The sequence below is a fragment of the Streptomyces sp. NPDC023723 genome (assembly GCF_040639815.1).
Classification (GTDB): Bacteria; Actinomycetota; Actinomycetes; order Streptomycetales; family Streptomycetaceae; genus Streptomyces.
Genome location: NZ_JBFAAP010000063.1, coordinates 1 through 25812, shown reverse-complemented (window position 1 = coordinate 25812; position 25812 = coordinate 1). Strand labels below are relative to the sequence as shown.

Here is a 25812-nt window from a genome sequence, read left to right as displayed (position 1 = left end):
GATGTCGACCAGGTCCTCGGGCCCGCGCGCCACCGCGAGCAGCGCCTCGTACTCCCCGGTCCGCTGTTCGACGTACCGGCCGAACGCCCGCGCTATGAGGTCGCGGGGTCGGCGGGGCGCAGGCGGCGCAGTGGCTGGGCGAGTTCGGTCTCGTAGAAGTCGATGAAGCCGTCGGGGTCGGGGCCGGCGTTCTGGAGCACCAGGCGGTCGAATCCGGCGTCGACGTAGCGCTGGGCCGCCGCCAGGTACCGGTCCGGGTCGGGGCCGCAGGCGAACTTCGCCAGGATGTCCTGCTCGCGCACGGTGGTGGTGGCCGCGTCGAAGTTGACGGGGTTGGGGAGTTCGCTCATCACCTTCCACCCGGTCAGCGCCCAGCGGGAGGCGCGCAGGGCCTCTCGCGCGGCGCTGCGCTCGTCCGGCGCCCAGGCCATCGGGACCTCCGCGTAGCCGGGTCCGGAGCCGCCGGCCACCCGGTAGTGCCGGACGATGGACGCCTTGTCCTCCGTGGCGAACAGGCCGTCGCCGAGTTCGGCGGCGATGCGCGCCGAGTACGGGCCGCTCGCGGCCACCGCGATGAGCGGGAGCCGCTCGGGCAGGTCGAAGACCCGGGCGTCCGCGAGCCGCAGGTGCGCACCGTCGTAGGAGCGGTAGCCGCCGCGCCACAGCAGCCGGATGATCTCCAGTGCCTCGCGCAGCAGTTGGTGCCGTTCGCGGACGGTGTCGGGAAAACCGCGGCCGACGACGTGCTCGTTGAGCCGTTCGCCGGAGCCCACGCCGAGCACGAAGCGGCCGTCGGAGACCAGGGCCAGGGTCGCCGCGGCCTGCGCGATGATCGCCGGGTGATAGCGGACCGTCGGACAGGTCACCCCGGTCACCAGCCCGACGCGTTCGGTGCGGGCCGCGATCGCGCCCAGCACGGTCCAGGTGAAGGAGGAGTGCCCCTGGACGTCGAGCCAGGGGTGGAAGTGGTCGCTCATCTCGACGAAGTCGAAGCCCGCCGCCTCGGCGCGCACCGCCTGCCGGATCAGTTCCCCCGGACCGAACGCCTCCGAGGCCAGTTTGTACCCGATTTCCATGCCCCCGACCCTGACACCGGGCGTCCGCGCGGCCGGTGGGACAGCACCGGGGCGGTGCACCGGCTCCGCCCGAATGGCGGCCCGGGTCTCAGCCCCGGGGCAGCATCGCCACCGCCACCAGGGCGAGCAGTGCGACGTACGCCCAGGAGTGCACCCGGTCCGGGATGCGCGGCGGGCGCCGGCGCAGGACGGCGATCACCGGCAGCGCGCCGAGCAGCAGCGCCGCGGCGGCCACCGGGTCGACCAGACCCACCAGCCGCTGGTGCGCGCCCGGGTCCGCCGCGAGCGCCGGGCCGGACAGCGCGACGACGGCGGCCGGGAGGGCGATGACGACGGTGAGCGGGTTGGCCAGCGCGGTCGCCACCCGCATGGGGTGTCCGGCCCGGCGCAGCGCGGGCACGGTCAGGACGCTGCCGCCCACCCCGAGGAAGGCGGCGACCGCGCCGACCGGCGCGCCGAGCAGCGGCGGCAGGGGGCGGGCGGCCTGCCGCTGCCCGCGCGGGCGCAGGAAGCCGGGGCGCAGCAGCAGGTCCACGACGGTCAGGGCGACGTACCCGACGAACGCCCAGCGGGCCGGGCCGGGCGGGGCGACGCGGGCGCCGAGCGCGCCGGCCGCGGCGCCGGCGGCGAGCAGGAGCAGCAGGACGCCGCTGCCACGCAGGGCGGCGAGCACCCGCCGCGGGGTGACGGCGGTCGCGAACCCCGCGTTCACCACCATCACCAGCGCCGAGGTGGCCGTCGCCACCCGCATGGCGTCCGCGCCGAGCGCGGCATCGGCCCACACCACCACCGGCACCGCGACGAACCCGCCGCCGAACCCGAACAACACCGTGGTCAGCCCGGTGAGGACCCCGATACCGACCAGCACCACAAGACTCATGGCATCCACCCCATCAGCCCACCCGCGTGTCCCGCATGCGAAAGTCGGCCCGATTCCTTCGCGTCCCGGCCAGTACGGTGGTGAGGGTGCGCAACATTCCCCTGGCCGACGTCGACCATCTCGACCTGGCCGTCCTGCCGATCGCCACCGACTATCCGCCCGGCCACCTGCTGGACTGGCACGAGCACCGGCGCGCGCAGTTCCTGCACGGCGCGACCGGTGTCATGGTCGTCGACACCGCCGAGGGCAGCTGGACGGTGCCGCCGGACCGCGCGGTCCTGATCCCGCCCGCCACCCGGCACCGGGTCCGCATGCTGGACGTGAGCACCCGGAGCCTGTACGTCGAACCGGGCGCCGTCCCCTGGTGGCCGGCCACCTGCATGGTGGTGGACGTCCCGGCCCTGCTCCGCGAACTGCTGCTGACCAGCGCCGAGTTCGGTCCCGACTACCGCGTGGCCGGGCGGGAGGGGGCCGTCGCCGCGCTGCTGCTGTACGAGATCGCCGCCCTCGCCCCGCTGCCGTTCCACGTCCCGGTCCCCGCCGCCGCCGACCTGGCGGCGCTGTGCCGTGCGTACCTGGACGCGCCGGACGCGGGGGTCGGCAACGCCGAGTGGGCGGCCCGGGTGGCCATGAGCGAGCGGGCCTTCACCCGGCGGTTTCGCGCGGAGACCGGTGACAGTCCGGCCGGCTGGCGGTCCCGCGCCCGGCTGCTGGCCGCCGTACCGCTGCTGCGCACCTCGTCGGTCAGCGAGGTCGCGGGCCGGCTGGGCTACGCCTCCCCCGCCGCCTTCACGGCCGCGTTCACCCGCGCCTTCGGCGCCCCGCCCTCCCGGTTCACCGCGAGCCGGACCGGCGGCGGCCCGCGGCCGTGACCGCGCCCGGTAGGCGGATCGCCCACACCCGCCCGCCAACTTCCCTAAGCTGACGCCACGTCGGCCACCGTCCACGTCCCGCGTCCCAGGAGTTCACGATGTCCGCACCGGACGACTCGCCCGAGGCACCCCGGATCGACACCGGCCGGCCGCATCCGGCGCGCATGTACGACTGGTTCCTGGGCGGCAAGGACAACTACCCGGTCGACGAGGCGATGGGCCGGCAACTGATGGCGCTGGAGCCGAACATCCCCCTGATCACCAGAATCAACCGGGCCTTCATGCGGCGGGCCACCCACTGGGCGGCGGCCCAGGGCATCAGGCAGTTCCTCGACATCGGCGCCGGGATACCGACCGAGCCCAACCTGCACCAGGTGGCGCAGCGGGTGGCGCCCGAGGCCCGCGTCGTCTACTGCGACCACGACCCGATCGTCCTGGCGCACGCGGAGGCGCTGCTGCGCGGCAGCGCCGAGGGCGCCATCGACTACGTGCAGGCCGACGCCCGCGACCCGGAGGTGATTCTCCAGCGCGCCGGGGAGGTGCTGGACTTCGGCCGGCCGGTGGCTCTGTCGATGATCGCGCTGCTGCACTTCCTCAGCGACGCGGACGGGGCCCGCACGGTGGTGGAGCGGCTGACGGACGCGCTGGCGCCGGGGAGTTGCCTGACCCTCTCGCACATCACCACCGACTTCCACTCGGCGCGGATCGCCCGCGAGGCCGACAGCAGGTACAAGGCCGGCGGACTCACCCTGGCCCCGCGCGACCGGGCCGCGTTCACCCGGTTCTTCACGGGACTGGAACTCGTCGCGCCGGGCGTGGTGCTCGCCGAACAGTGGCACCCGGAACTGGGCGAACCGGTCGCCGGCCAGGAGGCGGGTTTCGTCAGCGCGATGTACGCGGGGGTGGCCCGGACACGGTGACCTGCGGGGGCGCACCGGTCGCGCCCCGGTCGGTGCCCGGCCGCTGAGTCCGGCCGGTCCGCTACCTCCCGGCCTTTCGTGACCGGCGCCTCTCGAGTACGGCGACGAGGTTGTCCACCAGACGTTCGGCGTCCGCCTCGGCGGTGAGCGGCGCGCCCAGCAGGGCGTGCGCGTAGGCCGGGGCCAGTATCAGTTCACCCACGTCGAGGAAGCCGATCTCGGTGGTCCCGCTCGCGGCGAGGACCTCCTCGACCTGGCGTACCCGCGGCTCGGCGAAGCCGGCCAGGCCGGAGAGGCCGCCGGTGCGGACCGCGGCGGCGATCGCCCGGACGAGGACCCGGTTGCCGGGCGCCTGAAGGTCGGCCAGCAGCCGGCGGGTGTACGTGAGCAGGTCACCGCGGAGATCACCGGTGACCGGCAGCGGCGAGCGATGGCTCAGCTCCTCGAACAGGGTGTCCAGGACCAGTCCCTCGGGGTCGCGCCAGCGCCGGTAGATGGTGGCGGTGTGCACGCCGGAACGCCGCGCGACCTCCGCCACCGCCACCGTGCCGTCCGCCGACTCGTCCAGCAGCGACCGCACGGCGGCATGCACCGCCGCCCGGGTCCGGGCCGATCTGCCGCCGGGCCGGGTCACTCCCACCGCCTGTGTCATGACACCAGTCTATCGCGAGTCATTCGCGTTAGACCGGGAGGTGGGTGTAGCTTCTGGCTAACGCGAGATTTTCGCGTCAGTGATTGAGATCAGTGGTTCGGGAAAGGAACGTCATGGCACGTGTTCTGGTGGTCGGCGGCGGCATAGCCGGTGACACCCTCGCGCTTTTGCTGGGCCGGGCCGGCTGGCAGGTCACGGTGGCGGAGATCGCACCGGACCTGCGCACCGGCGGGCAGACCGTCGACCTGCGCGGGGACAGCCGTGAGGTCCTGGCCCGGCTCGGCCTGCTGGACGAGGTGCTCGGCCGGCTCGTCCCGCAGCGCGGCGCCGCCTGGATCGACCGCGCCGGCCGCCCGCTGGCCACCATGCCGGTCGAGGCGTTCGACGGAAACGGCTACGTCTCGAAGGAGGAACTCCTGCGCGAGGATCTCTCCCGGGTGCTGCACGAGGCGGCCGGCCCGACCGTCACGCACCGTTTCGGCGAGACGGTCGACGAGCTCACGGACACCGCGCACGGGGTGCTCGCCCGCTTCCGGAACGCGCCGGCCGAGGAGTTCGACCTCGTGGTCGGGGCCGACGGCGCGCATTCGCGGGTGCGGCGGCTGCGCTTCGGCCCCGAGACGTCCTTCCGCCGTCCGCTCGGCCTCGCGCACGCCTGGTTCACCCTCACCGAGACACCGTCGACGCCTCCTCTCGACGGCTGGTTCCTGACCCACAACGCGCCCGGGCGGCGGTCCGTCGAGGCGCGGCCCGGCCATCCGGGCAGCCAGGAGGTGGGGCTGACCTTCGCCGCCACCGAGCTGCCGGCGCGGCGGGACCGGGCCGCGCGGTTCGCCCTGCTCGACGAGGTGTTCGCGGACGTGGGCTGGCGGACGGCGGAGTTCCTCGCCGCCGCGCGGACCGCGCCCGACTTCGCCCTCGACACCTACGACCAGATCCACCTGCCGAGGTGGCACGACGGCCGGGTGGTGCTGCTGGGCGACAGCGCCTGGTGCGCCAGCCCGCTGAGCGGGCTCGGTACGGCCCTCGCCCTGCGCGGCGCCGCTGAACTGGCCGACGCGCTCACCTCGGCGGCGACAGCCGGCCACCCGGATCACCCGGCCCATCCCTCCGACGCGTTCGCGGCGTTCGAAGCGGCGCTGCGCCCGCGCACCCGGGCGGCGCAGCGGCTGTTCCCGGGCCGGGTGCGGCAGGCGGCCCCGGTCACGGAACGCGGTATCCGCGTCAACGCCTTGCTGATCCGGGGGTTGCAGTCCGGCCCGCTGCGCAGGACCGTCGGCCGTCTCGCGGCCCGGCACGGCACGGATCCCGCGTCCGACCACGCTCAGAGGCAGGCGAGCAGGCCGTCGAGCGGGGCGGGTACGCGGTCGGCGTCGCAGGCCTCGACGAGGACCCGGCCGTAGCGGATCTTGCGGCCCTTCTTCGTGCCGAGGAAGCGGCGCAGTTGCTGCCGTGCGGTGCGGCCCCGCTGGGCGGGCTGGCGCAGGAAGGTCTCCAGGGCGCGCAGGTCGCCCTCGGCCCGGACCAGTTCGGCGACCCGGGTCACGCCGAGCGCGCGGATCAGCTCGTCCTCCAGGTCCGCCGCGCAGACGAAGAAACCCTGCTGTGCCGCGCCGGCCCGGGCCAGGCCGCGGAGGTAGTAGGGGTGTTCGCGTTCGTCGCACAGGCCCGCCAGGCGCAGTCCCAGGCCGGGCGGGCCGAGCAGACCGGCGAAGCGGGCGATGTTCATCGCGCCGCCCATCGCCAGCACGCAGACCCCCTCGGCGTCCAGGTCCCGGCCGCGCCGCCCGGCCAGCGCGCGGACCGCGGCGACATCGCTCGGCCCTTCCAGCAGGACGGCCGCCCGGACGGGCAGCCGTACCGCCAGTTCCCGGGCCGGGTCCCCGGAGCCGCCGGCCGCCCACGCGGCGACCGCCTCGCGGAAGGACCCCATGTCGTCGGTCATGGGGCCCAGTCTGCGTCGTTTCCGGCCCCGGCGGTACCGGGTCACGGTGCCGGACGGGGTCAGGTCACGGTGATCCGGTCGATGTCGGGTGCCCAGCCGGAGTCGTTGCCGATGGTGACGCTGTTGCCGGTGCCGCTGTCCAGGCCGAGGCTCAGGGTGACCGAGCCCGGGGTGGTCCAGTCGGCGGTGGCCGGGAAGTCGACGGTGCGCGGGGTGCCGCCGTTGACCTGGACGGTGGCCGAGCGGGCGACCGCGGAGGCGTAGTGGACCGTCACCTGCCGGGTGCCGCCGCTGCCGCCGTCGACCCGGGGGAAGGTGAGGGTCGCGCCGTTGCCGAGGTAGCCGACCTTGGCGCCGCCCGAGCAGCCCGCGCAGTCGGCGACCACGGCGGTGCCGGTGCGGGTGTTGCCGCCGGCCTCCGCCTCGTAGCCGGCCCCTCCGGTGGTGTCGTCGGAGCCCACGGTCATCGCACCGAGGTCGAGCCAGCCGTCCGCGTTCTGGCCGGTGTTGGCGAACCGCAGCTTCTTGGCGTTGGCGCTGATGTCCTCCAGCGGGTTCTTGGCCTTCATGACGAGGTGGTAGCCGCCGGCCGTGACACCGCTGAGGTCGACGTCGGTGTCGAAGTACTGGGCGTAGCCGTAGTCGAGGTAGGTGGGGTCGGAGCCGACGCCCCAGTCGGGGAAGGCGCGGATCTTCGACGGCATCACCTTGCGCAGGTCCCAGGGGGTGTCCCAGGTCTTGACCACGTTGCCGGCCGCGTCCTTGAGGCCGAGGCTGACCGTCCAGGGGTAGTAGAACGGAGCGACGCCGTCGTTGCTGATCCGCACGCCGACGGTGGTGCTGCCGGAGGCGGTGTCGTGGAAGTAGGCGTCGTCCACGCTCAGGTCGTAGCCCATCAGCCGGACCGCCGCCGCCGCGTTGGCGTCCGAGGCGGAGTAGCCGGCGCTGCCCTCGTTCATCTTCCAGGTGGTGTGCTCCAGCTCGATGCACGCCTTCATGTTGTCGACGTCGCCGGAGCCGGTGGGCCAGTTGGTGAACGCCCGGGACTGGATCTCGGGGCGGACCTCACCGCCCATGGAGGCGGTGGTCCAGCGGTTCTCCACGCCGCGCTCGACGGCGCGCTGCAACTGGGAGTACGAGGCGCCGCCCATCGACGACGGCAGGGTGACGCCGGCCAGTGGGCTGCCCTCGCGGTAGCAGAACGAGTCGTCGTGGAAGCCGACGGACGGCAGGTCCGCGGCGGCGCCGCCGGCCGAGTCCGGGTAGCGCACCTCCACCTTGGTCCGGGTGAAGGCGCTGGTGTAGGCCCGCATGATCTCGGCGCCGTGCGCGTCGGTGGGCATGTAGTTCGGCAGCGAGTCGCTGGTGTCCGTGTCGTAGGGCCAGGTGTGCCACTCGCCCCAGAGCCCGATCAGGCCCATGTGGATGAAGCCGATGCGCGGGTCGCCGTCGTAGCGGGCGCCGAACGCGGCGATGAAGTCCTTGAGCCCGTCCAGCAGATAGGCGTTGTCGTAGTCCGGGCTGGTGGTGCCCCACTGGGCGTTGGTGCGGTAGTCGACGTGGCCGTCGAAGCACGGCGGGATGGCGTTGGACGGGTGGCCGCCGCCGGGGTCGTCGGGGTACTCCAGGTAGAAGCGCAGCGCGGTCTGGTTGCCGTAGGAGGCGGACTCGTCGAGCACCTTGTCCAGGACGCTCCAGTCGTAACTGCCGCAGTCCGAGGCGTTGTTCATGACCTCGGACAGGCCGAAGTAGCTCCAGGTCAGCGCGTGCGGGTAGCCGGTGTTCTGGTCGGCGCCGGACTGGTAGAAGCGGGCGAAGCCCTTGAGCGGGTTGTCCAGCGGCGCGTCGGCGCGGGTGAGGGCGTGCACCGGGAGCGAGGGGTCCGGGTCGGGGCCGGGGGCCGGACGGTCCGGCACGCCCTGGGCCGCGGCGGCGGCCGAACCGTCCGGAGCCGCCTGGGCGGTGTGCGGCAGCCCGGCCAGCGCGAGGGCCAGGGCCGTGGAACAGAACGCGGTCAGCAGACGTCTGCCGCGTCGCGGTGCGAAGGTGCGCATGGTGACGGCCTCCGAGGGTCCGTGGGGGTCGGTAGGGGAACGGAAGTTATGCGCCAGCATTGACAAAGTTTCGCTGTTGCTCATCAATATGTGTCCAGAGTGCCCCACTGGCAAGAGGTGCGGCGCAAATCCCCTCGGAGGGAACCATGGGCGCGGAGACCGCAGTTGCGCCACCGCACAAGAGCGTCGGACCACCGCCGGGCGGGGCCCCGGCCCCGGGCCGGGTCCGGCGGCGCCGGGACGACCGGAAGGCGGCGTGGCTGTTCCTGGCCCCCGCGCTGCTGGGGTTCGCCCTGTTCTACGCGTATCCGACGGTGCGCGGTGTCTACTACTCGCTCACCGACTACAGCCTGCTCGCCGCACCGGACTTCGTCGGCGCGGACAACTACAGCCAGCTGATCGGTGACGACCAGTTCTGGAACGCGCTGAAGGTCACCGGCTACTACGTGGTCCTCAACATCGTCTCGCAGACACTGCTGGCGCTGCTGCTGGCGACGCTCATGCACCGGCTGACCCGGTCGGTGGCGCTGCGCGCGATGCTGCTGGTCCCGTGGCTGGTGCCCAACGTCACCGCCGGCCTGCTGTGGATGTGGATGCTGGACGCCAACCTCGGCCTGGTCAACCACGTGCTCGGCGCCTTCGGCCTGGGCCCCAACGGCTTCTTCACCGACCCCGGCTGGGCGATGCCGTCCGTGGCCGCGGCCAACACCTGGGCGTACACCGGCTATACGGCACTGCTGCTGTACGCCGGGATGCTCCAGGTCCCGCAGTACCTGTACGAGAGCGCCTCGCTGGACGGCGCCGGCGAGTGGCGCATGTTCACCAGGATCACGTTCCCGCTGCTGCGGCCGGTGCTGTCACTCGTCCTGGTGGTGTCCCTGATCGGCTCGTTCCAGATCTTCGACACCATCGCGGTGACCACTCAGGGCGGCCCGGTCGGCGCCACCCATGTCATCTACTTCTACATCTACGAACAGGCCTTCACCTACTTCCACATGGGCTACGCCTCCGCCGTCGCCGTGGTGCTCGCGCTGATCCTGGGCGTGCTGACCGCCGTACAGATGCGCCTGCTGCGGGCCTCCCGCTCGGACCTGGCCTGAGGAGCACATCATGAGCCGTACCCTCCCTTCGAAGGTCTCGCCCGGCCGGATCGCCGCGTGGGCGGTGCTCGTCGTCGCGCTGTTCCTGACCGTCTTCCCGTTCTACTGGATGGTCCGCACCGCCCTGACCCCGGCGGCCGACATCTACACCGACTCCACCGGGCTGGTCCCGGACCACCCAACGATGATCAACTTCCTGCGAGTGCTGGGCCTGACCAGCCAGGAGGAGGCGGTGGCGGCCGGCGGTTCGGGCGCGCAGATGGACTTCCTGCGCTATCTGCTCAACTCCGTCGTCTACAGCGGGCTGATCGCGGTGCTCCAGACGCTGTTCTGCGCGATGGCCGGCTACACCTTCGCCCGGCTCCGCTTCCCCGGCCGGGACCTGGTGTTCGGGGTGCTGATCGCCGCGCTGATGGTGCCGCCGATCTTCACCGTGCTGCCCAACTTCGTACTGGTCAAGGACCTGGGCTGGCTGAACACGTTCGTCGGCATGGTCGCGCCGAGCGTGCTGATGACACCGTTCGCGGTGTTCTTCCTCCGGCAGTTCTTCCTGTCCGTCCCCCGCGAGGTGGAGGAGGCGGCCATCCTGGACGGGGTGGGCCCCTGGGGCATGTTCTGGCGGGTGGTGCTGCCGATGACCCGCGGCCCGCTGCTCACCATCGGGCTCACCACCACGGTGTGGGCGTGGAAGGACTACCTGTGGCCGCTGCTGTCCGGCCGTGACGAGGAGACCCGGGTGCTCACCGTCGCGCTCGGCATCTTCCAGCAGCAGTCGCCCAACTCCCAGCCCGACTGGACCGGGCTGATGGCCGGGTCCGCCCTGTCGGTGCTGCCCGTCCTGATCCTGCTGATCCTGCTCGGCCGCCGGCTGGTCGAGTCCCTCAACTTCACCGGCATGAAGTGACCGCCCGACCCGCACGTCCCGAAAGAGGCCCCTTGCGATGAGCCCCCGACTCTCGCGCGTCGGCGCGGCCCTGCTGTGCCTGACCGCCACCGCCACCCTCGTCTCCTGCGGCGGTTCCGACACCGCCGCCGACGGGCGCACCACCCTGAACTACTGGCTCTGGGACGACCTGCAACTGCCCGCATACCAGGAGTGCGCGAACGCCTTCCAGCAGGCCAACCCCGACATCACCATCAAGATCACCCAGACCGCGTGGACCCAGTACTGGCAGAACCTCACCACCCAGATCGTCTCCGGCGAGGCCCCCGACGTCTGGACCGACCAGAGCACCTACTACCCGACCTACGCGGCCGGCAACCAGTTGCTCGACCTCCAGCCCTACGTCGAGCGGGACAAGGTCGACCTGTCCGGCTACCAGGCCGGCCTGACCGACGTCTGGGTGAAGGACGGCAAGCGGTACGGCCTGCCCAAGGACTGGGACACGATGGCGATCGTCTACAACACCGACCTGCTGAAGCAGCAGGGCGTGGCCGCCGCCGACCTCACCGGCCTGACCTGGAACCCGGACGACGGCGGCACCCTGGAACAGACCATCGCCAAGGCCACCGTGGACACCCACGGCCGCAACGGACTCGACCCCGCCTTCGACAAGAACCATGTGAAGACCTACGGGTTCCTGCCCGAGTGGAAGGACGGCAACACGGGCCAGAACGGCTGGGGCCCGCTCGCCGTGTCCAACGGTTTCTCCTACCTCGACAAGAACCCGTGGGGCACCCACTACCAGTACGACGACCCCGAGCTGGTGGAGACCATCTCCTGGTTCAAGCGCCTGATCGACAAGGGCTACGCGCCCCGTCTGGACCAGAAGTCGAGCCTCTACAACTCCGAACTGCTCATGGCCGGCAAGGGCGCCATGACCTTCGCGGGCTCCTTCACCGTCTCCACCTACCTCGACCCGAAGCTGAAGGGGAAGTTCGCCTACGCCCCGCTGCCGGTCGGCCCGGAAGGCCGCAAGAGCTCCATCAACGGCCTGTCCGACGCCATCTGGGCCGGCACCGACCACAAGGAGGAGGCGTGGAAGTGGGTCAAGTTCCTCGCCTCCGCCGACTGCCAGGACATCGTCGCCGAACACGGTGTCGTCTTCCCCGCGCTGACGAGCTCCAGCCAGAAGGCGCTCGCCGGGCACCGGGCCAAGGGTGAGGACGTGCACGTCTTCACCGACGCCGCCGCGGCCAAGGGCGGCACCTTCCTGCTGCCGGTCACCGAACGCGGCACCGAGATCGGCCCCATCGTCCAGGACGCCATCCAGTCGGCGATCCTCGGCCAGACCTCGCCCGAGGACGCCCTGAAGTCGGCCAACGACAAGGTGAACGGCCTCCTCGACTGACCGTCCGGGCACACCTGTCCGTACCCCTACCCCCCTCACCCGCAAGGAGATCCATGGCCCAGCTCGTAGAACTCGACGGGCGCGCGTTCGCCGTCGAGCTCGAAGGCGACGCCCCGCCGCAGGCCGTCGACGGCGGTCTGCTGCTGCCACCCGGCCGGACGGCCGTGCTGCACGGGCTCGGTGACGCGCGCTTCTACCGGCACGGACACAACTCATGGAGCCCGTGCGGCTGGCGCCGGCTCTCCGAGCCCCCGCTGCGCATCGAGAGCGCCGAACGCCGTCTCACCGCCGACGACACCGTGTGGGACGACCCCGCCCGGCACCACTCCTCCGCCGTCGCCGCGCTGGAGGGCGCCGACGGCCGGGTGCTGCTGCTCGGCGCGCTCGGCCTGGACGTCCCGCGCCTCGCCGCCGACCAGGACACCCTGGCCGGCTGGTCCGAGCGCGCCGGGGCGCCGTGGTTCCTGGCCTACGGCGGTGAGGAGGAGGTGTTCGCCGCCTACACCCGGCAGCTGGCCGCGCGGCTGGGGCACAGCGGCAAGCGGGCCGGCAACGTGTGGTGCAGCTGGTACGCGTACTACGAGAACATCACCGAGGAACAGCTCACCAAGGACATCACCGCCCTGCGCGGCCTGCCCTTCGACGTCGTCCAGGTCGACGACGGCTGGGAGCGGGCGGTCGGCGACTGGGAGGCCAACGACAAGTTCCCCGCCGGGATGCGCGCGCTGGCCGACCGGATCACCGACGCCGGGCTGCGGCCCGGCCTGTGGATCGCCCCGTTCATCGTGCTGCCCGACTCCCGCACCGCCCGCGAGCGGCCGGAGTTGCTGCTGCGCGACGCCGCCGGCGAGCCGGTGGTGGCCGGGCACAACTGGGGCACCGGATACTGGGCGCTCGACCTCACCCTGCCCGCGGCGCTGGAACACCTGCGGGAGATGATCCACCGGGTCAGCCGGGAGTGGGGATTCACCTACCTCAAGCTCGACTTCATCGGCGCCGGCGCGGCGGCCGGCGTCCGGTCCGCGGACACCGGCCGGGAGGAGGCGTACCGGGCCGGCCTCGCCGTCATCCGGGAGGCGGCCGGGCCGGACGCCTACCTGCTCGGCAGCGGCGCCCCGCTGCTGCCCTCCCTCGGACTGGTCGACGGCATCCGCAGCGGCCCCGACGTGGCGCCACTGTGGGAGCACTACGCCACCCAGGACCCCTCGGACGCGCTGGCCCGCAACGCCGTGGTCAACACCGTGCACCGGCTGTGGCAGGCACCGCTGCTGGAGGTCGACCCGGACGTGGTGTACTTCCGCAGCCGCCTCAACCTGCTCACCGAGCCGCAGCAGAGCCTGCTGCGCGACCTGGCCGACATCTGCGGATTCCGGGCGGTGTCCGACCCGCCGGGCTGGCTGCGCCCCGAGGAACTGGACGCGATGACCGCCTACTTGACCGCCCGGCCCGAGGTGCGCAGGCTCGGCAGGTACCGGTTCGCGCTGGACGGACGGGAGGTGGACTTCACCCCTGCGGTGACGCCCGAGTCGGAGCAGCGGTATCCGATCGCCTGACGCCGTTAATACACGTGACCACCGCTGGTAATTAGTAAACTGCTCAGCATTATCCGGCGGTGGTCACCGCAACGCCTCCAGGGAGCACCAGCATGGCGACGACCGGAACAGACATGTCCCGGATGCGCGAGATGAACCAGCTGTCCATCGTGGGCGCGCTGCGCGGCAACCCGCCCTCGACCGTCACCGAACTGGCGGGCCGGGCCGGGCTGTCCCGGCCCGCGGTGGACGTGCTGGTGCAGGCGCTGGTCGCCGACGGGTGGGCGGAGGTCGAGGAGCCGGGGGCCAGCAGTGTGGTGGGGCGCCCGGCCCGGCGGTACCGGTTCCGGGCCACCGCCGGTCATGTGCTCGGCATCGACATCGGCGTGCACAAGATCCTCGTCGTGCTCAGCGACCTGGAGGGCCGTCTCGTGCGGACGGTGCGCCGCCCGGCCGACCCGCGGGCGGCGCCCGAGGCCCGCCTCGCGGCGGTCGACGAGGTCATCGACGAGGTGCTGCGGGGCGCGGGCATGGGCCCGGCCGACATCTGGGCGGTGACGGTCGGGGTGACCGGGCCGGTCGACGCCACCGGCCGCACCACCCTGTTCACCCCGCTGCCCGGCTGGCACAGCACCGATCCGGCCGCCCACCTGGCGGCCCGCTTCTCCTGCCCGGTCCAGGTGGAGAACGACTGCAAGCTGGCCGCCGTCGCCGAACGCTGGAACGGCGTCGCCCAGGACGCCGACGACATCGTCTACCTGCTGGCCGGCCTGCGCACCGGCGCCGGTCTGATCCTCGACGGCACCCTGCGCCGCGGGTACGGCGGCGCCGCGGGCGAGATCGGCGCCCTCAAGGCGGTGCGCTGGCTGTCCGCCCCCGAGCACCTCCAGCACTGTCCCGGCGTACCGGCGACGGCCGCGCCGGGCGAGGCGGCGGCCTGGGTGTTCCAGGCCGCCCGGGACGGCGACCGGGAGGCCCGCAAGGCGGTCCGCCGCTACACCCGCGACCTCGCGGTGGGCGTCGCCGCGCTGGTGCTCGCCCTGGACCCGCAGGTCGTCGTCTACGGCGGCGGCTTCTCCCGCTCCGCCGACGTGGTCCTCGACCCGCTGCGCCGTGAACTCACCAGGCACTGCCTGCGGCTGCCGGAGCTGCGCGCCTCCACCCTCGGGGACGAGAGCGTGGCGCTGGGGGCGGTGCGCCTGGCCCTGGACGAGGTCGACGCCCGACTGCTCAGCGACGGCCTGGCGGCCCCGGCCGCGCCGCGGCGATAGCCCTGTACCGCCCTCTCCTCTCCCCTGCCGTGCCGGTGACCGGTCAGGCGGGTGTCTCGGCGGTGGCGGTCAGGACCGCGCGGCCGAGGATGTGGCCGGCCATGGTGAAGCCGAGGACCGCCGGGGTAGCGTCGGCCGGGACGCCGATGGTGTCGACGTCGAGGGCGTGCACCACCACGAAGTAGCGGTGCGGGCCGTGCCCGGCCGGCGGCGCGGCGCCGAGGAAGCGGGCCGCGCGGGCGTCGTTGGGCAACTGGAAGGCGCCCTCGGGCAGCGCCGCCCCGGTGTCGTCGCCGACGCCCTCGGGCAGGTCGGTGACGGTGGCCGGGATGTCGGCGACCGCCCAGTGCCAGAACCCGGACCCGGTGGGGGCGTCGGGGTCGTAGACGGTGACGGCGTAGCTCCTGGTGCTCTCCGGGGCGCCGCTCCAGGACAGCTGCGGGGAGCGGTCCCGGCCGCCGGGCACGCCGGAGATGCCGGAGTACTGGTCGAGCGGCCAGGCGGCGCCGTCGGTGACGGTGGTGCTGGTGACGGTGAAGGGGGCGGCCTCGGGCAGGCGGGCGAAGGGGTCGTTGGCGCTCATCGCGTCGTTCCTCTCAGGCAGGTCGAGTCAAGCGGGTCGAATCAGGCAGTTCGAGGGCGTGTGGGTCGGCGTTCCGGCCGATGAATCGACCGTAACACAGATAATCGATTATCTGCCCGATCGTCTATGCTGAGTCCATGACGCAGACGGCTCATCCCTCGCCCGCATCCGGAAAGCGGATGCTCTCGGAGCAGGTCCACGCGCGGTTGCGGGACGCGATCATGCGCGGTCGGCACGCGCCGGGTGCCGCGCTCAAACCGCAGGACCTCGCCAGGGAACAGGGCGTGAGCCTGGCCGTGGTGCGCGAGGCGCTGGTGCGGCTGGTCGGCGAGGGCTACGCGGACCGGCTGCCCAACCGCGGCTTCGCGGTCCCGGCCTTCTCCGACCGGCGCTGGCAGGAGATCGCGGAGGCCCGGCGGACCGTCGAACCGGTGATGCTGCGCATGTCCGTCGAACGCGGCGACGTCGACTGGGAGGCCCGGGTGCGCGCCGCCCACCACCGGCTGGCCCGCACCCCGGCGTTCGTGCCGGAGGAGGGCGAGTACTACAGCGCGGCCTGGGCGGAGGCCCATCGGGTCTTCCACCGGACCCTGCTGGAGGGGTGCGGCAACGCCGTCCTGCTGGAGACCTTCGACCGGATGTGGACCGCGAGCGAGCTGGCGCGCCGCTGGTCGGCGTACCGCAATCCCGGCCGGGACGGCGTCGAGGAGCACCGCCGGCTGGAGGAGGCGGCGCTCGCCCGCGACGCCGACACCGCGGCCGAGGTGCTGGTCCGGCACCTCACCCGGACCGCGGCCGGACTGGAGCAGGACGCGGCGCCGGGTGGGGGCGGGTGATCAGCGGCGGGACAGGTAGAGGTTGAGGGCCCGGTGCAGGACCTCGTTGAGCGGGTACTCCCACTCGCCGAGGTACTCGACGGCCTCGCCGCCGCTACCCGCCTTGAAGCGGAGCAGCCCCAGCAGGTGGTTGCTCTCCTCCAGGGTGTCGGTGATGCCGCGGAAGTCGTAGACGGCGGCGCCCAGTTCATGGGCGTCGGACATCATGCGCCACTGGATGGCGTTGTTCGGCTGCACCTCGCGGTTGCGGCTGGTGGAGGCGCCGTAGGAGTACCAGACGTGCTCGCCGACGGTCAGCATGGTGGCGGCGGCGAGGGTGTCGCCGTCGTGGTGGGCGAGGTAGAGGCGCATCCGGCGGGGGTCCTCGGCCGTCAGGGCGGTCCACATCCGCTGGAAGTAGGGCAGCGGGCGGGGGACGAAGCGGTCCCGTTCGGCGGTCTCGGTGTAGAGGGCGTAGAAGACCGGCAGGTCGTCGTAGCCGCTCTCCACCACCTTGACGCCGGCCTTCTCGGCCTTCTTGATGTTGCGCCGCCACTGCTGGTTCAGGCCCCGCTGGATCTCGTCCAGCGACCGGCCGGCGAAGGGGACCTGGAACACGTGCCGCGGCTGTCCGGCGGCGAAGCCGTCCTCCCGGCCCGATTCGGTCCCCCGCCAGCCCGCGCGGCGCAGCCGGCCGGCGATCTCGGGGGCGGCCGGCTCCACCGTGCTCGCCTCCACGTCCCCCAGCCGCCTGGCCGCCGGGTCGGCGATCGCGGCCTTGACCGCGTCGGCGCTCCAGCGGCGGGCGACGACGGGCGGCCCCATCCGCACCGAGAAGGCACCGCGGCCCTTCAGATGGGCGAGCATCGGTGCCAGCCAACGCTCCAGATCCGGCGCGGTCCAGTCGATGACCGGCCCCTCGGGCAGATAGGCGAGGTACCGCCTCAGCTTCGGCAGCGGCCGCAGGAGCACCAGTCCGGCCCCGACGAGCCGGCCGTCCGCGTCGAACCAGCCGAGGCTCTCCGCCCGCCAGTCCGGCTTGACATCGCCCCACGAGGGAACCTGCATATGGCTCACCGAGGGCCGGGCCGCGGCGAAGGCCAGGTGTTCCTCGCGGGTGATCACCTTCACGCGGTAGCTCATTGCGCAGCGCTCCTTTGTCGGGCGCACCAGCCTAATGAGCCGCGGGCCGGCTTCCGGGTAGCGCGGGGCCGTGCCGTGCCGTACGGATTCGGCCGGCCCGCGTGACCCGGTGTCTGCCCGCGGCCCGGACGGTCAGCCCGCCGGATCGGGCCGGGCCCGCCACAGGTCGCGGAGCAGGGCGATCTCGGCCATGTGGTGGATGAACTCCAGGTTGGTGCCCGACAGCACTTCGGCGAACAGGTCGTCGGAGTCGGAGCCGTAGGGGTACTGGGAGAAGCCGACGGTGTCGAGCTGTTCGTCGGTCACGGTGGCGACGCTGTCGCGCCAGCGGTCGACCGTTTCCCAGAACCGGTCGAGTGCCGGGGCGGCGCGGGGGTGGAAGTCGACCAGCAGCCTCGGGTCCCGTCGCCGTTCGCCGAAGGTCCACTCCCACCCCCCGGCGAAGTTGGAGTGCAGGTGGCCCAGCCGCCAGGCGATGGTGGTGACCGCCGTCGCGGCGGGGCGCGGCGGCCCGGTGTGGGCGAGCACCTCCTCGACCCGCTCGACGGACACGCTCCAGTCGTCGGCGATCTTCGCGACCGGCATCCCGCTCGCGACCTGCCGGGCGACCTCGGCGTACTCACCGGCCGGGATGTCCGGGGCGCCCAGGTCGAGCACCCACTCCCCCGGGCCGAACGCCCTCGGCGTCACCGCCTCGCCCCGGCGCCGGAGCGACCAGCAGCCGGGGACCGGCTCCCACCGGTACTCCTCGTCGCCGAGCCCGGTCAGCCGGACCCGGGCCAGCTCCCTCGCGTGGTCGAACTGATCGAGCAACAACTCCAGACGGCCACCCATACCGGCTCCCTTCGGGGTCGTGTCCCGCAGCGGAACGTATCGGCTCACCGCGCGGGAGGCGACCGGATTTCGGGCGGTTCCCGCCGCGTCGGCCCGGCCCGTGTGCCGCTCGGGACAGCCGGGACCGCTGGGATGATCGGCACGGCCGCCGAGCAGCGGACGGGACGACGAGGAGCGGGGGCAGCAATGGACGCGACAGGTGCGGAGCACGCCGCGCGGATCTCCGCGTACGCGACGGTGGGCACCCGGCTGGCGCTGTTCAGCGACCGCCGGCTGGAGCGGGCGGTGGCCGCGGCGCCGGGGCTCGGGTCGGGCCTCGGCGGCCGGTCGGCACTGCTGGAGGTCGACGGCACACCCGTCTTCGTCAAACGGGTGCCGCTGACGGACGTCGAACTGCTGCCCCGGCACGTACGCTCCACCGCCAACGTCTTCGGCCTCCCCCTCTTCTACCAGTACGGGATCGGCTCGACGGGGTTCGGTGCCTGGCGGGAACTGGCCGCGCACCTCATGACCACGGGGTGGGCGCTGCGGAACGCGTACCCGGGCTTTCCGCTGCTCCATCACTGGCGGGTGCTGCCGGACACTCCCCCGGCCGGTTTCGTGGACGCGTTCGGCGGGGTGGCCGGGGCGGTCGCGCACTGGGACGGGGCACCGGCCGTGCGCCGTCGGCTGGAGGCGATCGGGCGCTGCGCGCACAGCCTGGTCCTGTTCCTGGAGTACGTGCCGCGGACCCTGGCCGGGTGGCTCGGCGAGCACCGGGCCGCGGGCGGCGCGGCGGACGGCTACCGGTGGGTGGAGGAGCAACTGCTGCGCGGGACGCGCTTCATGAGCGAGCACGCGCTGGTCCACTTCGACGCGCACTTCGCCAACCTGCTCACCGACGGACGGCGCGTCTTCTTCACCGACTTCGGGCTCGCGCTGAGCCGTGACTTCGACCTCTCGGCCGAGGAAATCGCCTTCCTCAGCCGGCACCGCAGCTACGACCGCTCCTACGCGCCGACCCATCTGCTCCGCCACCACCTGCCCGAAGCGGTGCGCGGCGGCGCCGAGTTCGGCACCTTCGTCAGGGACTGGCGCGCGGGCCGCCGGCCCGCCGGCGTCTCCCCCGGCCTCGGCGCGCTCATCGACCGGCACGCCGCGCACGCCGCGGTCCTGGACGACTTCCAGCACCGGCTGCTCACCCGGAGCAAGCGCACCCCGTACCCGGCGGCCGGGATCGAACGGGCACTGCCCGCGGGCGACGGCGGTGCGACCGCGGCCGCTACCCGCCGGTGAACTCCGGTGCGCCCCGGTCTCCCGGTTCCGACCCGGCCAGGGCCGCCGCCGCCAGATGGTCGCGGAACCAGCGGTGGCCCGGGTCGGCCGCGTTGCGCGGGTGCCAGGCCATGCCGAGTTCGAGGGGGGCCAGGTCCAGGGGGATCGGGAAGGTGCGCAGGCCCAGCGCGGCGACCGTGCCGGGAAGCCAGTCGGCGAGGGTGAGCGCCACCAGGTCGGTGTCCCGGGCCAGCATCATCGCGCTGGTGTGACTGGGCACCACGACCGCGACCCGGCGCTTCAGCCCGCGTTCGGCGAGCACCGTGTCGATGGGACCGAACCGCTTGCCCAGCCGGGAGATGCCGATGTGCCCGGCCGCGGCGAACCGGCGGGCGTCGATCCGTCCGTCGAACAGCGGATGACCGGCGCGCGCCACGCCGACCAGCCGCAGCCGGGTGAGCCGCCTGGTGCGGATCTCCGGGTCGAGGTGACCGATGACGCCCAGTTCGACGTCGACCGTGCCCTGCCGCAGCGCGGGGCCGCCCTCCACCGCCTCCGGCAGGAACACCACGTCCACCTGGGGCGCCTCGGCGCGGATGCGGTCGGTCAGGGTCCCGGCCAGCTTCGCGAGCAGCAGCTCGGTGGTCTGCACGGTGAAGGTGCGCTGGAGGTGTACGGCGTCGAACCCGGCGCCCGGCCGCAGGACTTGGTCGCAGCCGCGCAGCAACGCGCTCACCTCGTCCCGCAGTTCCAGGGCGCGCGGGGTCGCCACCATGCCCTGTCCGGCCCGGACCAGCAGCGGGTCGCCGACCGCCCGGCGCAGCCGGGCCAGGGTGCGGCTGACCGCCGCGGGCGAGGTGCCCAGCCGCTCCGCGGCCCGGGTCACGCTGTTCTCCTGAAGCAGTGCGTCCAGCACCCGCAACAGGTTGAGATCCATCATCAAAGAGCCACCTGACCTGCATTTTTACGCCAGAGTCAACTATCTGGTGCCCATTCTTGCATTGTGGTGGAATCGGCCGGTCAGCAGAGTGGAGGTGTTCACGGAATCCCCCTCGCCTCTCGTAAGGAACCGCCATGCAACCGTCCTCCCGCGCCGGCCGGGCAGGAGACGTCCTGGCCGTCGTCGACCAGAGCGGACCGACCGTCTCGTTCCACGACGCCGCCGACGACCGGTGGCTCGGTGCGCTCGACGTCCTCGCCGAGCCGCACGAGCTGTGCTTCGACCCGGTGCGGCGCCTGCTGTGGTGCACGGTCACCTACCGCTCGGGCTACTACCACGCCAACAGCGGCCGGCGCACCGAACTGATCGCCATCGACCCCGGCACCCGCGAGGTGGCCGAGATCGTCGACCTCGCCCCGGAACACGCGCCGCACGGCCTGGCGCTGGACGCGGCGCGCGGCCGCCTCTACGTCACCGTGGAGGGCTCGGCGGACCGGTCCGGTGGCGTCGTGGTGATCGACACGGCGACGCGCCGGCCGGTCGGCCGGATCGACACCGGCGCCCCCGGCGCGCACTGGATCGCCATCGACGCGGCCGGCCGGACGGGTTGCGTCGCCAGCAAGGAGGCGCCGTTCGTCTCGGTCGTCGACCTCGAACGAGGCGTCCTGACCGGGAAGGCGGCCGTGCCCGGCAGCGAGGGCGTCGCCATCTCCGCCGACGGCGCCCACGCCTTCGTCGCCGCGCCCTACAGCGGCTCGTTCGCCGCCACCGGGGACGCGTCGGTGCCCGGCATCAGGGTCGTCGACACCCGGACCGCGTCCGTCGTCGACCTCCTGGTCACGGACGACCGGATCATGCCGGTGCACCTGACGTCCCAAGGGCTGCTCCTCGTCGGCGAGGTGCGCGCGGACCGCGATCCGGCGAACGGGTCCGCCCGGATGACACCGGGCCGGCTCGTCGTCTTCGACGCCGGCACCCGCGAGCGGCTGGGCGCGTTCGAGGTGGGGCACTGCCCGCTGACCATCACCTCGTCGCCCGACGGCCGGCTCGCCTACGTGGCCTGCTACGCCTCGTCCACCGTGCACGTCGTCGACCTGCATTCGATGCGCGACGTGACCCGGCTCGACATCGGCGGGCCCGGCGCCGTCGGCGCCCACGGCCTGGCCTACCTCCCCCGGACCGGCTGACCCCGGCCGTACCACGACTCACATCCGTCACACGACAAGGAACACAGAAACTCACATGATCGTCATCACCGCACCCACCAGCACCATCGGCCGCCGGCTCGTCACCGACCTGCTCGACCGCGGCGCACCGCTGCGGCTCGTCGTCCGGGACGCCTCGCGGCTGGCTCCCGAGGTCCGCGAGCGCGTCGAGATCGTCGAGAGCTCGCACCGCGACGCCGCCGTCATCGACCAGGCGTGCGAGGGCGCCGAAGCGGTGTTCTGGCTCGCCCCGGGCGACGGGTCGGAGCCCGGCCCCGAGGCCGCCTACGTCGACTTCACCCGCCCGGCCAGTGCGGCGTTCGCCCGGCACGGCGTCCGGCGTGTCGTCGGCATCTCCGCCCTCGGCCGCGGCACGCCGATGGCCGCGCGGGCCGGGCTGGTCACCGCCTCCCTGGCGATGGACGACCTGATCGCCGCCTCCGGCGTCGCCTACCGGGCGGTCGTCTGCCCCTCGTTCATGCACAACCTGCTCCACCAGGCCGGGACGATCAGGGAGAAGGGCATGTTCTTCCTGATGGCCCGGGCCGACCTGAAGGTCCCCACCGTCGCCACCCGCGACATCGCCGCCACCGCGGCCCGGCTGCTGCTCGACGACTCCTGGACGGGCTCCGGCGAGGTCCCCGTCCTCGGCCCCGAGGACATCTCCCCCGACCAGATGGCCGAGGTCGTCTCCGAGGTCCTCGGCACCGAGGTCGGCTACCGGCAGATCCCGGGCGCGGCGCTCAAGGACCGCATGGAGGGCTTCGGTTCGACCCCGGCGATGGCCCAGGCCATGGTCGACATGTTCGAGGCGAAGAACGAGGGCATGGACAACGCCACGCCGCGCACCGCCGAGTCGACGACCCCGACCTCGTTCCGCCAGTGGTGCGAGGAGGTGCTCAGGCCGGCGGTGACGGGCTGACCGCACCGGCCCGCGCCCCGCTGCCCCGGCCACGGGCTCTGACGGACCGTCAGAGCCCGTGGTCGTGCAGGAAGGCGCGGAGCAGGTCGTCGTAGCTCGCGGGGTCCTCCAGGAACGCCGCGTGGCGCCGGCCCGCCAGGACCGTCGGCGCGCCGCGCCACAGGGCGGCGTACGACAGGGACGCCACGTAGGCGTGGTTGACGAACGGGTCGGCGCGGCCGTCGATGACCGCGAGCGGCACCGGCGACTTCTCGACCAGCGCCTTCTGGTCCGAGTCCCGGCCGGCGGCGAACGACTCGAACATGAGCCGCCGGGCCCGCCCGTCCGTCCGTACCACGTCGTCGATCACCCAGGCGGGCGGCGGGACGACGGTGATCTGGGCGGCGAACTCGGCCGCCTGGCCGGCCGTGATGTGTTCGGTGCCGGCGTACCCCAGGGTCGGCAGGAAGCCGTCCGCCAGGGTGTGCCGGTTGACCGGCGGGGTGCCGGTCACGACGAGTCCGGCCAGTCCGGGGAAGACCCGGCCGAGTTCGAGGCCGATGTGCCCACCGAGCGACCAGCCGACGACGACGGCCCGGTCGATGCCCAGGGCGGTGAGGAACTCGGCCAGAGTGGCCGCGTAGCCGCGCTGCGTGTACGCGGCGCCGGGGTCCGTCGCGTCGTCGGACTCGCCGTGGCCGAGCAGGTCCGCGGCGAGCAGCCGCCGGCCCGCGAAGTCGTCGGCGAGCTGGGCGTGGAAGACCTTGCGGGAGGAGGAGTTGCCGTGCACGAACAGCAGCGGCGGCGCGGCCGAGGAGCCCTCCGGGCCGGTGTCCGTGTAGGCGACCCGTCCGTACCGGGTCGCCGCGTACCGGGTGGCACCGGGCAGCCGGGGCGGTTCGTGTTCTGCGTCCATGGCGGCATGGTAACGAGGGAGTCACGCCCGCGGTCCGGCGGGCGGGGTCCCGGCGGGCGGCTCGGTCGCCGGGTCGCCGGTGTGGCGCTGGCTGGTGCCGGGCTCGCCGGTGTCCCGGTGCCAGGCCACCACCAGTTCGTCCCGGGCGCCGAAGCGCACCAGGTGGCGGCCGACGACGTCCTCGAGCCGGGCCAGCCGGTCGGCCGGCGCCTCCACGGTCAGCAGCAGGGCTCCCTCGGTGGCCACGAGGGTGCCGGTGCCGTCCGGGAAGACGAGATGGCCCTCGGCGGCCGCCTCGTCCCAGTCGGTGCGAACCCGCCGGCCGAGATGGGCGGCGAGCTGTCTGGCGTAGCGGTGCGGACGGTCGGTGGCGACACGGGCCTGTGAGCGGGGCACGGCGACTCCCTGGAAGGCGGTCGGACGGCGGCACCTCCCCTGACTACCAGGCCCGGGACGCCGCCATGCCACGCCCGCCGCAAGCTATGCGTGCGCCCTCACAGGGCCCCGTGGTTGGCCCAGACGACCCGGTAGGGGTGGCGGGACTGCCAGCGCCGGATCAGGTCCTCGGCCCCGGGCACGGTGAACACCGCGTCCAGGGCGGCGCGGTCGGCCACGCCCAGCCGGATGATCGCGTCGGCCACGAAGACCGGCGCGTGGTCGTCGCCCGGGACCCGCAGGTGGCGCTGTGCCGCGAAGGTCGCGACGTGTCCTGAGCCCAGCATCAGCTGCTCGACGTCCGCCAGGTACTGGTCCAGTTCGGCGTCCGGGATCGAGGAATCGAACGAAACAATCATCGTGTGGTTGATCATGTCTCCATCGAAGCGCTGACCTGCGGTGAAGTCCAAGACCCGCTGGATCATCGACGATAACCTCCAGGCATGACCGATCTGGAGACGCGCGAGCTGACGTACTTCGTCGCGGTCGCCGAGGAACTGCACTTCGGCCGGGCCGCGCTGCGGCTGTCGATCGCGCAGCCGGCGCTGTCGAAGGCGATCCGGCGCGTGGAGACGCGGCTCGGCGTCCAACTGCTGGTCCGCACGAGCCGGCACGTCTCGCTCACCCCGGCGGGAGCGGCGCTGCTGCGCCACGGCCGGGACGCGCTGGACGCGGTCCGGGTGGCGGCCCGCGCCGCGCGCCGGGCCGGTGACGACCAGACTCGTCTGCGGCTCGTGATCAAACCCGGTGGTGACGCCTCCCTGCTGTCCGGCGTCCTCGCGGCGTACGCCGGCCGGCCCGACGCGCGCCGGGTGGACATCCTGTTCGGCGGTGCCACCGACCGCGCCGACCACGTCCGGGACGGCCGGGCCGATGTGGCGCTGCTGTACGCGCCGTTCGACGACCTCACCGGCCTGGCGCACCGCACCCTGTGCACCGAGGGACGTGTCGCGGTGCTGCCGCGGGAGCACCGGCTGGCCGCCCGTGCGGAGCTGCGGCTGGCCGATCTGGCGGGCGAGACGCTGCCGCGCTGGAAGGGGGTGAGCTGGACGGGCGTCCCCGACGACGGGAGCGGCCCGGAGATCACGGACGTGCCGCAACTGGTCCAGTTGGTCATGGTGGGGCGCGTGGTGGCGGTCCTGCCGCGGTCGCTCGTCGAACCCGTCCACCCCCAGCTGGTGTACCGGCCGGTCACCGACGCGGCCCCCAGCAGCCTGGTGGTCGCCTGGTCCCGGCTCGACCGCCGGCCGCTCGTCGCCTCCTTCGCCGACGCGGCGGTCACGGCGGCGCGCCGGACGTGAGGAACGAGCAGCCGTCGGCCACCGGGGCCGGCCCCGCCGACGACGGGGCGGGCGCGGTGCCCCCGCTCAGGCCGGTGTCCGCACCGTCCGGTCCGTCCGGGACGCGTCCGGTACGACTCGGCGGCGGCGGGCCGGGAGACCGATGGCCGGATGGGCGACGCCCCAGGCCGCGCCCTTGCAGACCAGTTCCTTGTAGACGGCGGCGAGCCTGCCGGTCAGGGCCGCGCCGACCGACCGGTCGTCGGCGGTGACGTACTGGATCAGCCCCTCGCGGCGGCCCAGCGAGACGCACTGGTTGAAGTAGCGGATCCGCAGGTTCGGCAGCTTGCCGCCGGTCAGCCGGGCCGCGATGGCGTCGGCCGCCTGCCAGGCGGCGGGGCTGCCCGAGGCGCACGACATGCGCAGCGGCTTGTCGCCGGGGCCCATCGCCAGGGCGGCGTCGCCGACCGCGTACACGGCCGGGTGGGACACCGAGCGCATGGTCGGGTCGACGACGATCCGGCCCGTGCCGGTGACCTCCAGGGCGGTGGCCCGGGCGATCGGGTGGGCCGCGAAGCCGGTGGTCCACACGGTGACCTCGGCCGGCAGGGCCGGGCCCGCGGCGGTGCCGACCCGGCCGGCCTCGACGGCGGTGACGGCGGTGTGCTCGTGCACGGTGATGCCGAGTCCGTCGACGACCTTCCGCAGGTGCCGGCGGCCCTTGTCGGAGAGCCAGTCGCCGAGGGCGCCGCGGGTGACCAGGCCGACGGCGAGGTCCGGGCGGGCTTCGGCGAGCTCGGTCGCGGCCTCCAGGCCGGCCTCTTCTACGTGGTCGTCTACACGATGATCCTCAAGCGCCGCACCTCGCAGAACATCGTCTGGGGCGGTATCGCCGGCTGTCTGCCGGTGCTGA

General features: G+C 73.2%; 25 protein-coding genes and 2 pseudogenes. 14 read left to right on the top strand and 13 right to left on the bottom strand.

Translation table 11 applies throughout. From position 1 onward, the window contains the following. Positions 1-92 precede the first annotated feature (92 nt). Together AB0G32_RS35525 and AB0G32_RS35520 are read right to left on the bottom strand one after the other, a co-directional pair. Positions 93-1076 (bottom strand): TIGR03557 family F420-dependent LLM class oxidoreductase, encoded by a 984-nt coding sequence (locus AB0G32_RS35525; protein ID WP_361173309.1) that lies wholly within the window; start codon positions 1074-1076, stop codon positions 93-95. Positions 1077-1164: 88 nt separating this feature from the next. Next, positions 1165-1956 (bottom strand): sulfite exporter TauE/SafE family protein, encoded by a 792-nt coding sequence (locus tag AB0G32_RS35520; protein ID WP_361173306.1) that lies wholly within the window; start codon positions 1954-1956, stop codon positions 1165-1167. A gap of 86 nt (positions 1957-2042) precedes the next feature. Between AB0G32_RS35520 and AB0G32_RS35515 the strand changes: the two genes are divergently transcribed. Continuing rightward, the gene (locus AB0G32_RS35515) at positions 2043-2828 is read left to right on the top strand and encodes a helix-turn-helix transcriptional regulator (protein WP_361173303.1); all 786 of its coding nucleotides are present in this window, start codon (positions 2043-2045) and stop codon (positions 2826-2828) included. 98 nt (positions 2829-2926) lie between these two features. Next, the gene (locus AB0G32_RS35510) at positions 2927-3748 is read left to right on the top strand and encodes an SAM-dependent methyltransferase (protein ID WP_361173300.1); all 822 of its coding nucleotides are present in this window, start codon (positions 2927-2929) and stop codon (positions 3746-3748) included. A gap of 61 nt (positions 3749-3809) precedes the next feature. Here AB0G32_RS35510 and AB0G32_RS35505 read toward each other — a convergent pair whose 3' ends face one another. Beyond that, a complete protein-coding gene (locus AB0G32_RS35505; protein ID WP_361173297.1) occupies positions 3810-4400 on the bottom strand; it encodes a TetR/AcrR family transcriptional regulator C-terminal ligand-binding domain-containing protein in 591 nt (196 codons plus the stop codon). 113 nt (positions 4401-4513) lie between these two features. On the opposite strand from AB0G32_RS35505, the gene AB0G32_RS35500 reads away from it, so the two are divergent. Then, a complete protein-coding gene (locus AB0G32_RS35500) occupies positions 4514-5803 on the top strand; it encodes an FAD-dependent monooxygenase (protein WP_361173294.1) in 1290 nt (429 codons plus the stop codon). On the opposite strand, the gene AB0G32_RS35495 is transcribed toward AB0G32_RS35500, so the two are convergent. Together AB0G32_RS35495 and AB0G32_RS35490 are read right to left on the bottom strand one after the other, a co-directional pair. Next, positions 5725-6345 carry a TOPRIM nucleotidyl transferase/hydrolase domain-containing protein gene (locus tag AB0G32_RS35495; RefSeq protein ID WP_361173291.1) on the bottom strand — a complete coding sequence of 207 codons (621 nt, stop codon included), beginning with the start codon at positions 6343-6345 and terminating at the stop codon, positions 5725-5727. The genes AB0G32_RS35500 and AB0G32_RS35495 overlap by 79 nt on opposite strands. 59 nt (positions 6346-6404) lie before the next feature. Continuing rightward, on the bottom strand, positions 6405-8399 hold the full coding sequence (locus AB0G32_RS35490) for a DUF4832 domain-containing protein (protein WP_361173288.1): 1995 nt from the start codon (positions 8397-8399) through the stop codon (positions 6405-6407). Positions 8400-8545: 146 nt separating this feature from the next. On the opposite strand from AB0G32_RS35490, the gene AB0G32_RS35485 reads away from it, so the two are divergent. The 5 genes from AB0G32_RS35485 to AB0G32_RS35465 all read left to right on the top strand — a co-directional run bounded on the left by AB0G32_RS35485 (position 8546) and on the right by AB0G32_RS35465 (position 14593). Continuing rightward, entirely contained in the window at positions 8546-9499 is a 954-nt protein-coding gene (locus AB0G32_RS35485) for a sugar ABC transporter permease (protein ID WP_361173285.1), read from the top strand. 10 nt (positions 9500-9509) lie between these two features. After that, positions 9510-10403: a carbohydrate ABC transporter permease gene (locus AB0G32_RS35480; protein WP_361173282.1), complete on the top strand. Its 894-nt coding sequence runs from the start codon at positions 9510-9512 to the stop codon at positions 10401-10403. Positions 10404-10440: 37 nt separating this feature from the next. Beyond that, positions 10441-11790, top strand: coding sequence for a sugar ABC transporter substrate-binding protein (locus AB0G32_RS35475; protein WP_361173279.1), 1350 nt, complete (start codon positions 10441-10443; stop codon positions 11788-11790). A 53-nt stretch (positions 11791-11843) separates the two neighbouring features. Further along, complete coding sequence (locus AB0G32_RS35470) at positions 11844-13343, top strand: glycoside hydrolase family 36 protein (RefSeq protein WP_361173276.1); 1500 nt, start codon at positions 11844-11846, stop codon at positions 13341-13343. Positions 13344-13435: 92 nt separating this feature from the next. Next, positions 13436-14593 (top strand): ROK family transcriptional regulator, encoded by a 1158-nt coding sequence (locus tag AB0G32_RS35465; protein WP_361173273.1) that lies wholly within the window; start codon positions 13436-13438, stop codon positions 14591-14593. Between the two features lie 43 nt (positions 14594-14636). Here the strand turns inward: AB0G32_RS35465 and AB0G32_RS35460 are convergent, their stop codons facing one another. Next, entirely contained in the window at positions 14637-15176 is a 540-nt protein-coding gene (locus AB0G32_RS35460) for a YbhB/YbcL family Raf kinase inhibitor-like protein (RefSeq protein ID WP_361173270.1), read from the bottom strand. A 137-nt stretch (positions 15177-15313) separates the two neighbouring features. Between AB0G32_RS35460 and AB0G32_RS35455 the strand changes: the two genes are divergently transcribed. Next, positions 15314-16012, top strand: a complete 699-nt coding sequence (locus AB0G32_RS35455) for a GntR family transcriptional regulator (protein ID WP_361173267.1) — start codon at positions 15314-15316, stop codon at positions 16010-16012. Here AB0G32_RS35455 and AB0G32_RS35450 read toward each other — a convergent pair whose 3' ends face one another. Next, a complete protein-coding gene (locus tag AB0G32_RS35450; RefSeq protein WP_361173264.1) occupies positions 16013-17134 on the bottom strand; it encodes a peptidoglycan bridge formation glycyltransferase FemA/FemB family protein in 1122 nt (373 codons plus the stop codon). Between the two features lie 132 nt (positions 17135-17266). After that, positions 17267-17968: a DinB family protein gene (locus AB0G32_RS35445; RefSeq protein ID WP_361173261.1), complete on the bottom strand. Its 702-nt coding sequence runs from the start codon at positions 17966-17968 to the stop codon at positions 17267-17269. Between the two features lie 186 nt (positions 17969-18154). Here AB0G32_RS35445 and AB0G32_RS35440 point away from each other — a divergent pair, with 186 nt between their 5' ends. Next, positions 18155-19243, top strand: a complete 1089-nt coding sequence (locus AB0G32_RS35440; protein WP_361173258.1) for a protein kinase family protein — start codon at positions 18155-18157, stop codon at positions 19241-19243. On the opposite strand, the gene AB0G32_RS35435 is transcribed toward AB0G32_RS35440, so the two are convergent. Then, positions 19230-20162, bottom strand: coding sequence for a LysR family transcriptional regulator (locus AB0G32_RS35435; protein ID WP_361173255.1), 933 nt, complete (start codon positions 20160-20162; stop codon positions 19230-19232). The two genes, AB0G32_RS35440 and AB0G32_RS35435, sit on opposite strands and share 14 nt — an antisense overlap. 134 nt (positions 20163-20296) lie before the next feature. Between AB0G32_RS35435 and AB0G32_RS35430 the strand changes: the two genes are divergently transcribed. Beyond that, a complete protein-coding gene (locus tag AB0G32_RS35430) occupies positions 20297-21349 on the top strand; it encodes a YncE family protein (RefSeq protein ID WP_361173252.1) in 1053 nt (350 codons plus the stop codon). 55 nt (positions 21350-21404) lie between these two features. Then, positions 21405-22289 carry an NAD(P)H-binding protein gene (locus AB0G32_RS35425; protein ID WP_361173249.1) on the top strand — a complete coding sequence of 295 codons (885 nt, stop codon included), beginning with the start codon at positions 21405-21407 and terminating at the stop codon, positions 22287-22289. A 49-nt stretch (positions 22290-22338) separates the two neighbouring features. Here AB0G32_RS35425 and AB0G32_RS35420 read toward each other — a convergent pair whose 3' ends face one another. The 3 genes from AB0G32_RS35420 to AB0G32_RS35410 all read right to left on the bottom strand — a co-directional run bounded on the left by AB0G32_RS35420 (position 22339) and on the right by AB0G32_RS35410 (position 23993). Then, positions 22339-23184, bottom strand: a complete 846-nt coding sequence (locus AB0G32_RS35420; protein WP_361173246.1) for an alpha/beta hydrolase — start codon at positions 23182-23184, stop codon at positions 22339-22341. Positions 23185-23205: 21 nt separating this feature from the next. Next, positions 23206-23580 carry a DUF2218 domain-containing protein gene (locus tag AB0G32_RS35415; protein WP_361173242.1) on the bottom strand — a complete coding sequence of 125 codons (375 nt, stop codon included), beginning with the start codon at positions 23578-23580 and terminating at the stop codon, positions 23206-23208. A gap of 98 nt (positions 23581-23678) precedes the next feature. Then, on the bottom strand, positions 23679-23993 hold the full coding sequence (locus AB0G32_RS35410; protein ID WP_361173239.1) for a hypothetical protein: 315 nt from the start codon (positions 23991-23993) through the stop codon (positions 23679-23681). A gap of 69 nt (positions 23994-24062) precedes the next feature. Here AB0G32_RS35410 and AB0G32_RS35405 point away from each other — a divergent pair, with 69 nt between their 5' ends. Next, on the top strand, positions 24063-24920 hold the full coding sequence (locus tag AB0G32_RS35405; protein ID WP_361173236.1) for a LysR substrate-binding domain-containing protein: 858 nt from the start codon (positions 24063-24065) through the stop codon (positions 24918-24920). A 66-nt stretch (positions 24921-24986) separates the two neighbouring features. Here the strand turns inward: AB0G32_RS35405 and AB0G32_RS35400 are convergent. Then, positions 24987-25715: pseudogene (locus tag AB0G32_RS35400) on the bottom strand (FAD-dependent oxidoreductase); the annotation flags it as partial. Between AB0G32_RS35400 and AB0G32_RS35395 the strand changes: the two are divergent. After that, positions 25713-25812, top strand: a pseudogene (locus AB0G32_RS35395) (protoheme IX farnesyltransferase); the annotation flags it as partial. The pseudogenes AB0G32_RS35400 and AB0G32_RS35395 sit on opposite strands and share 3 nt — an antisense overlap.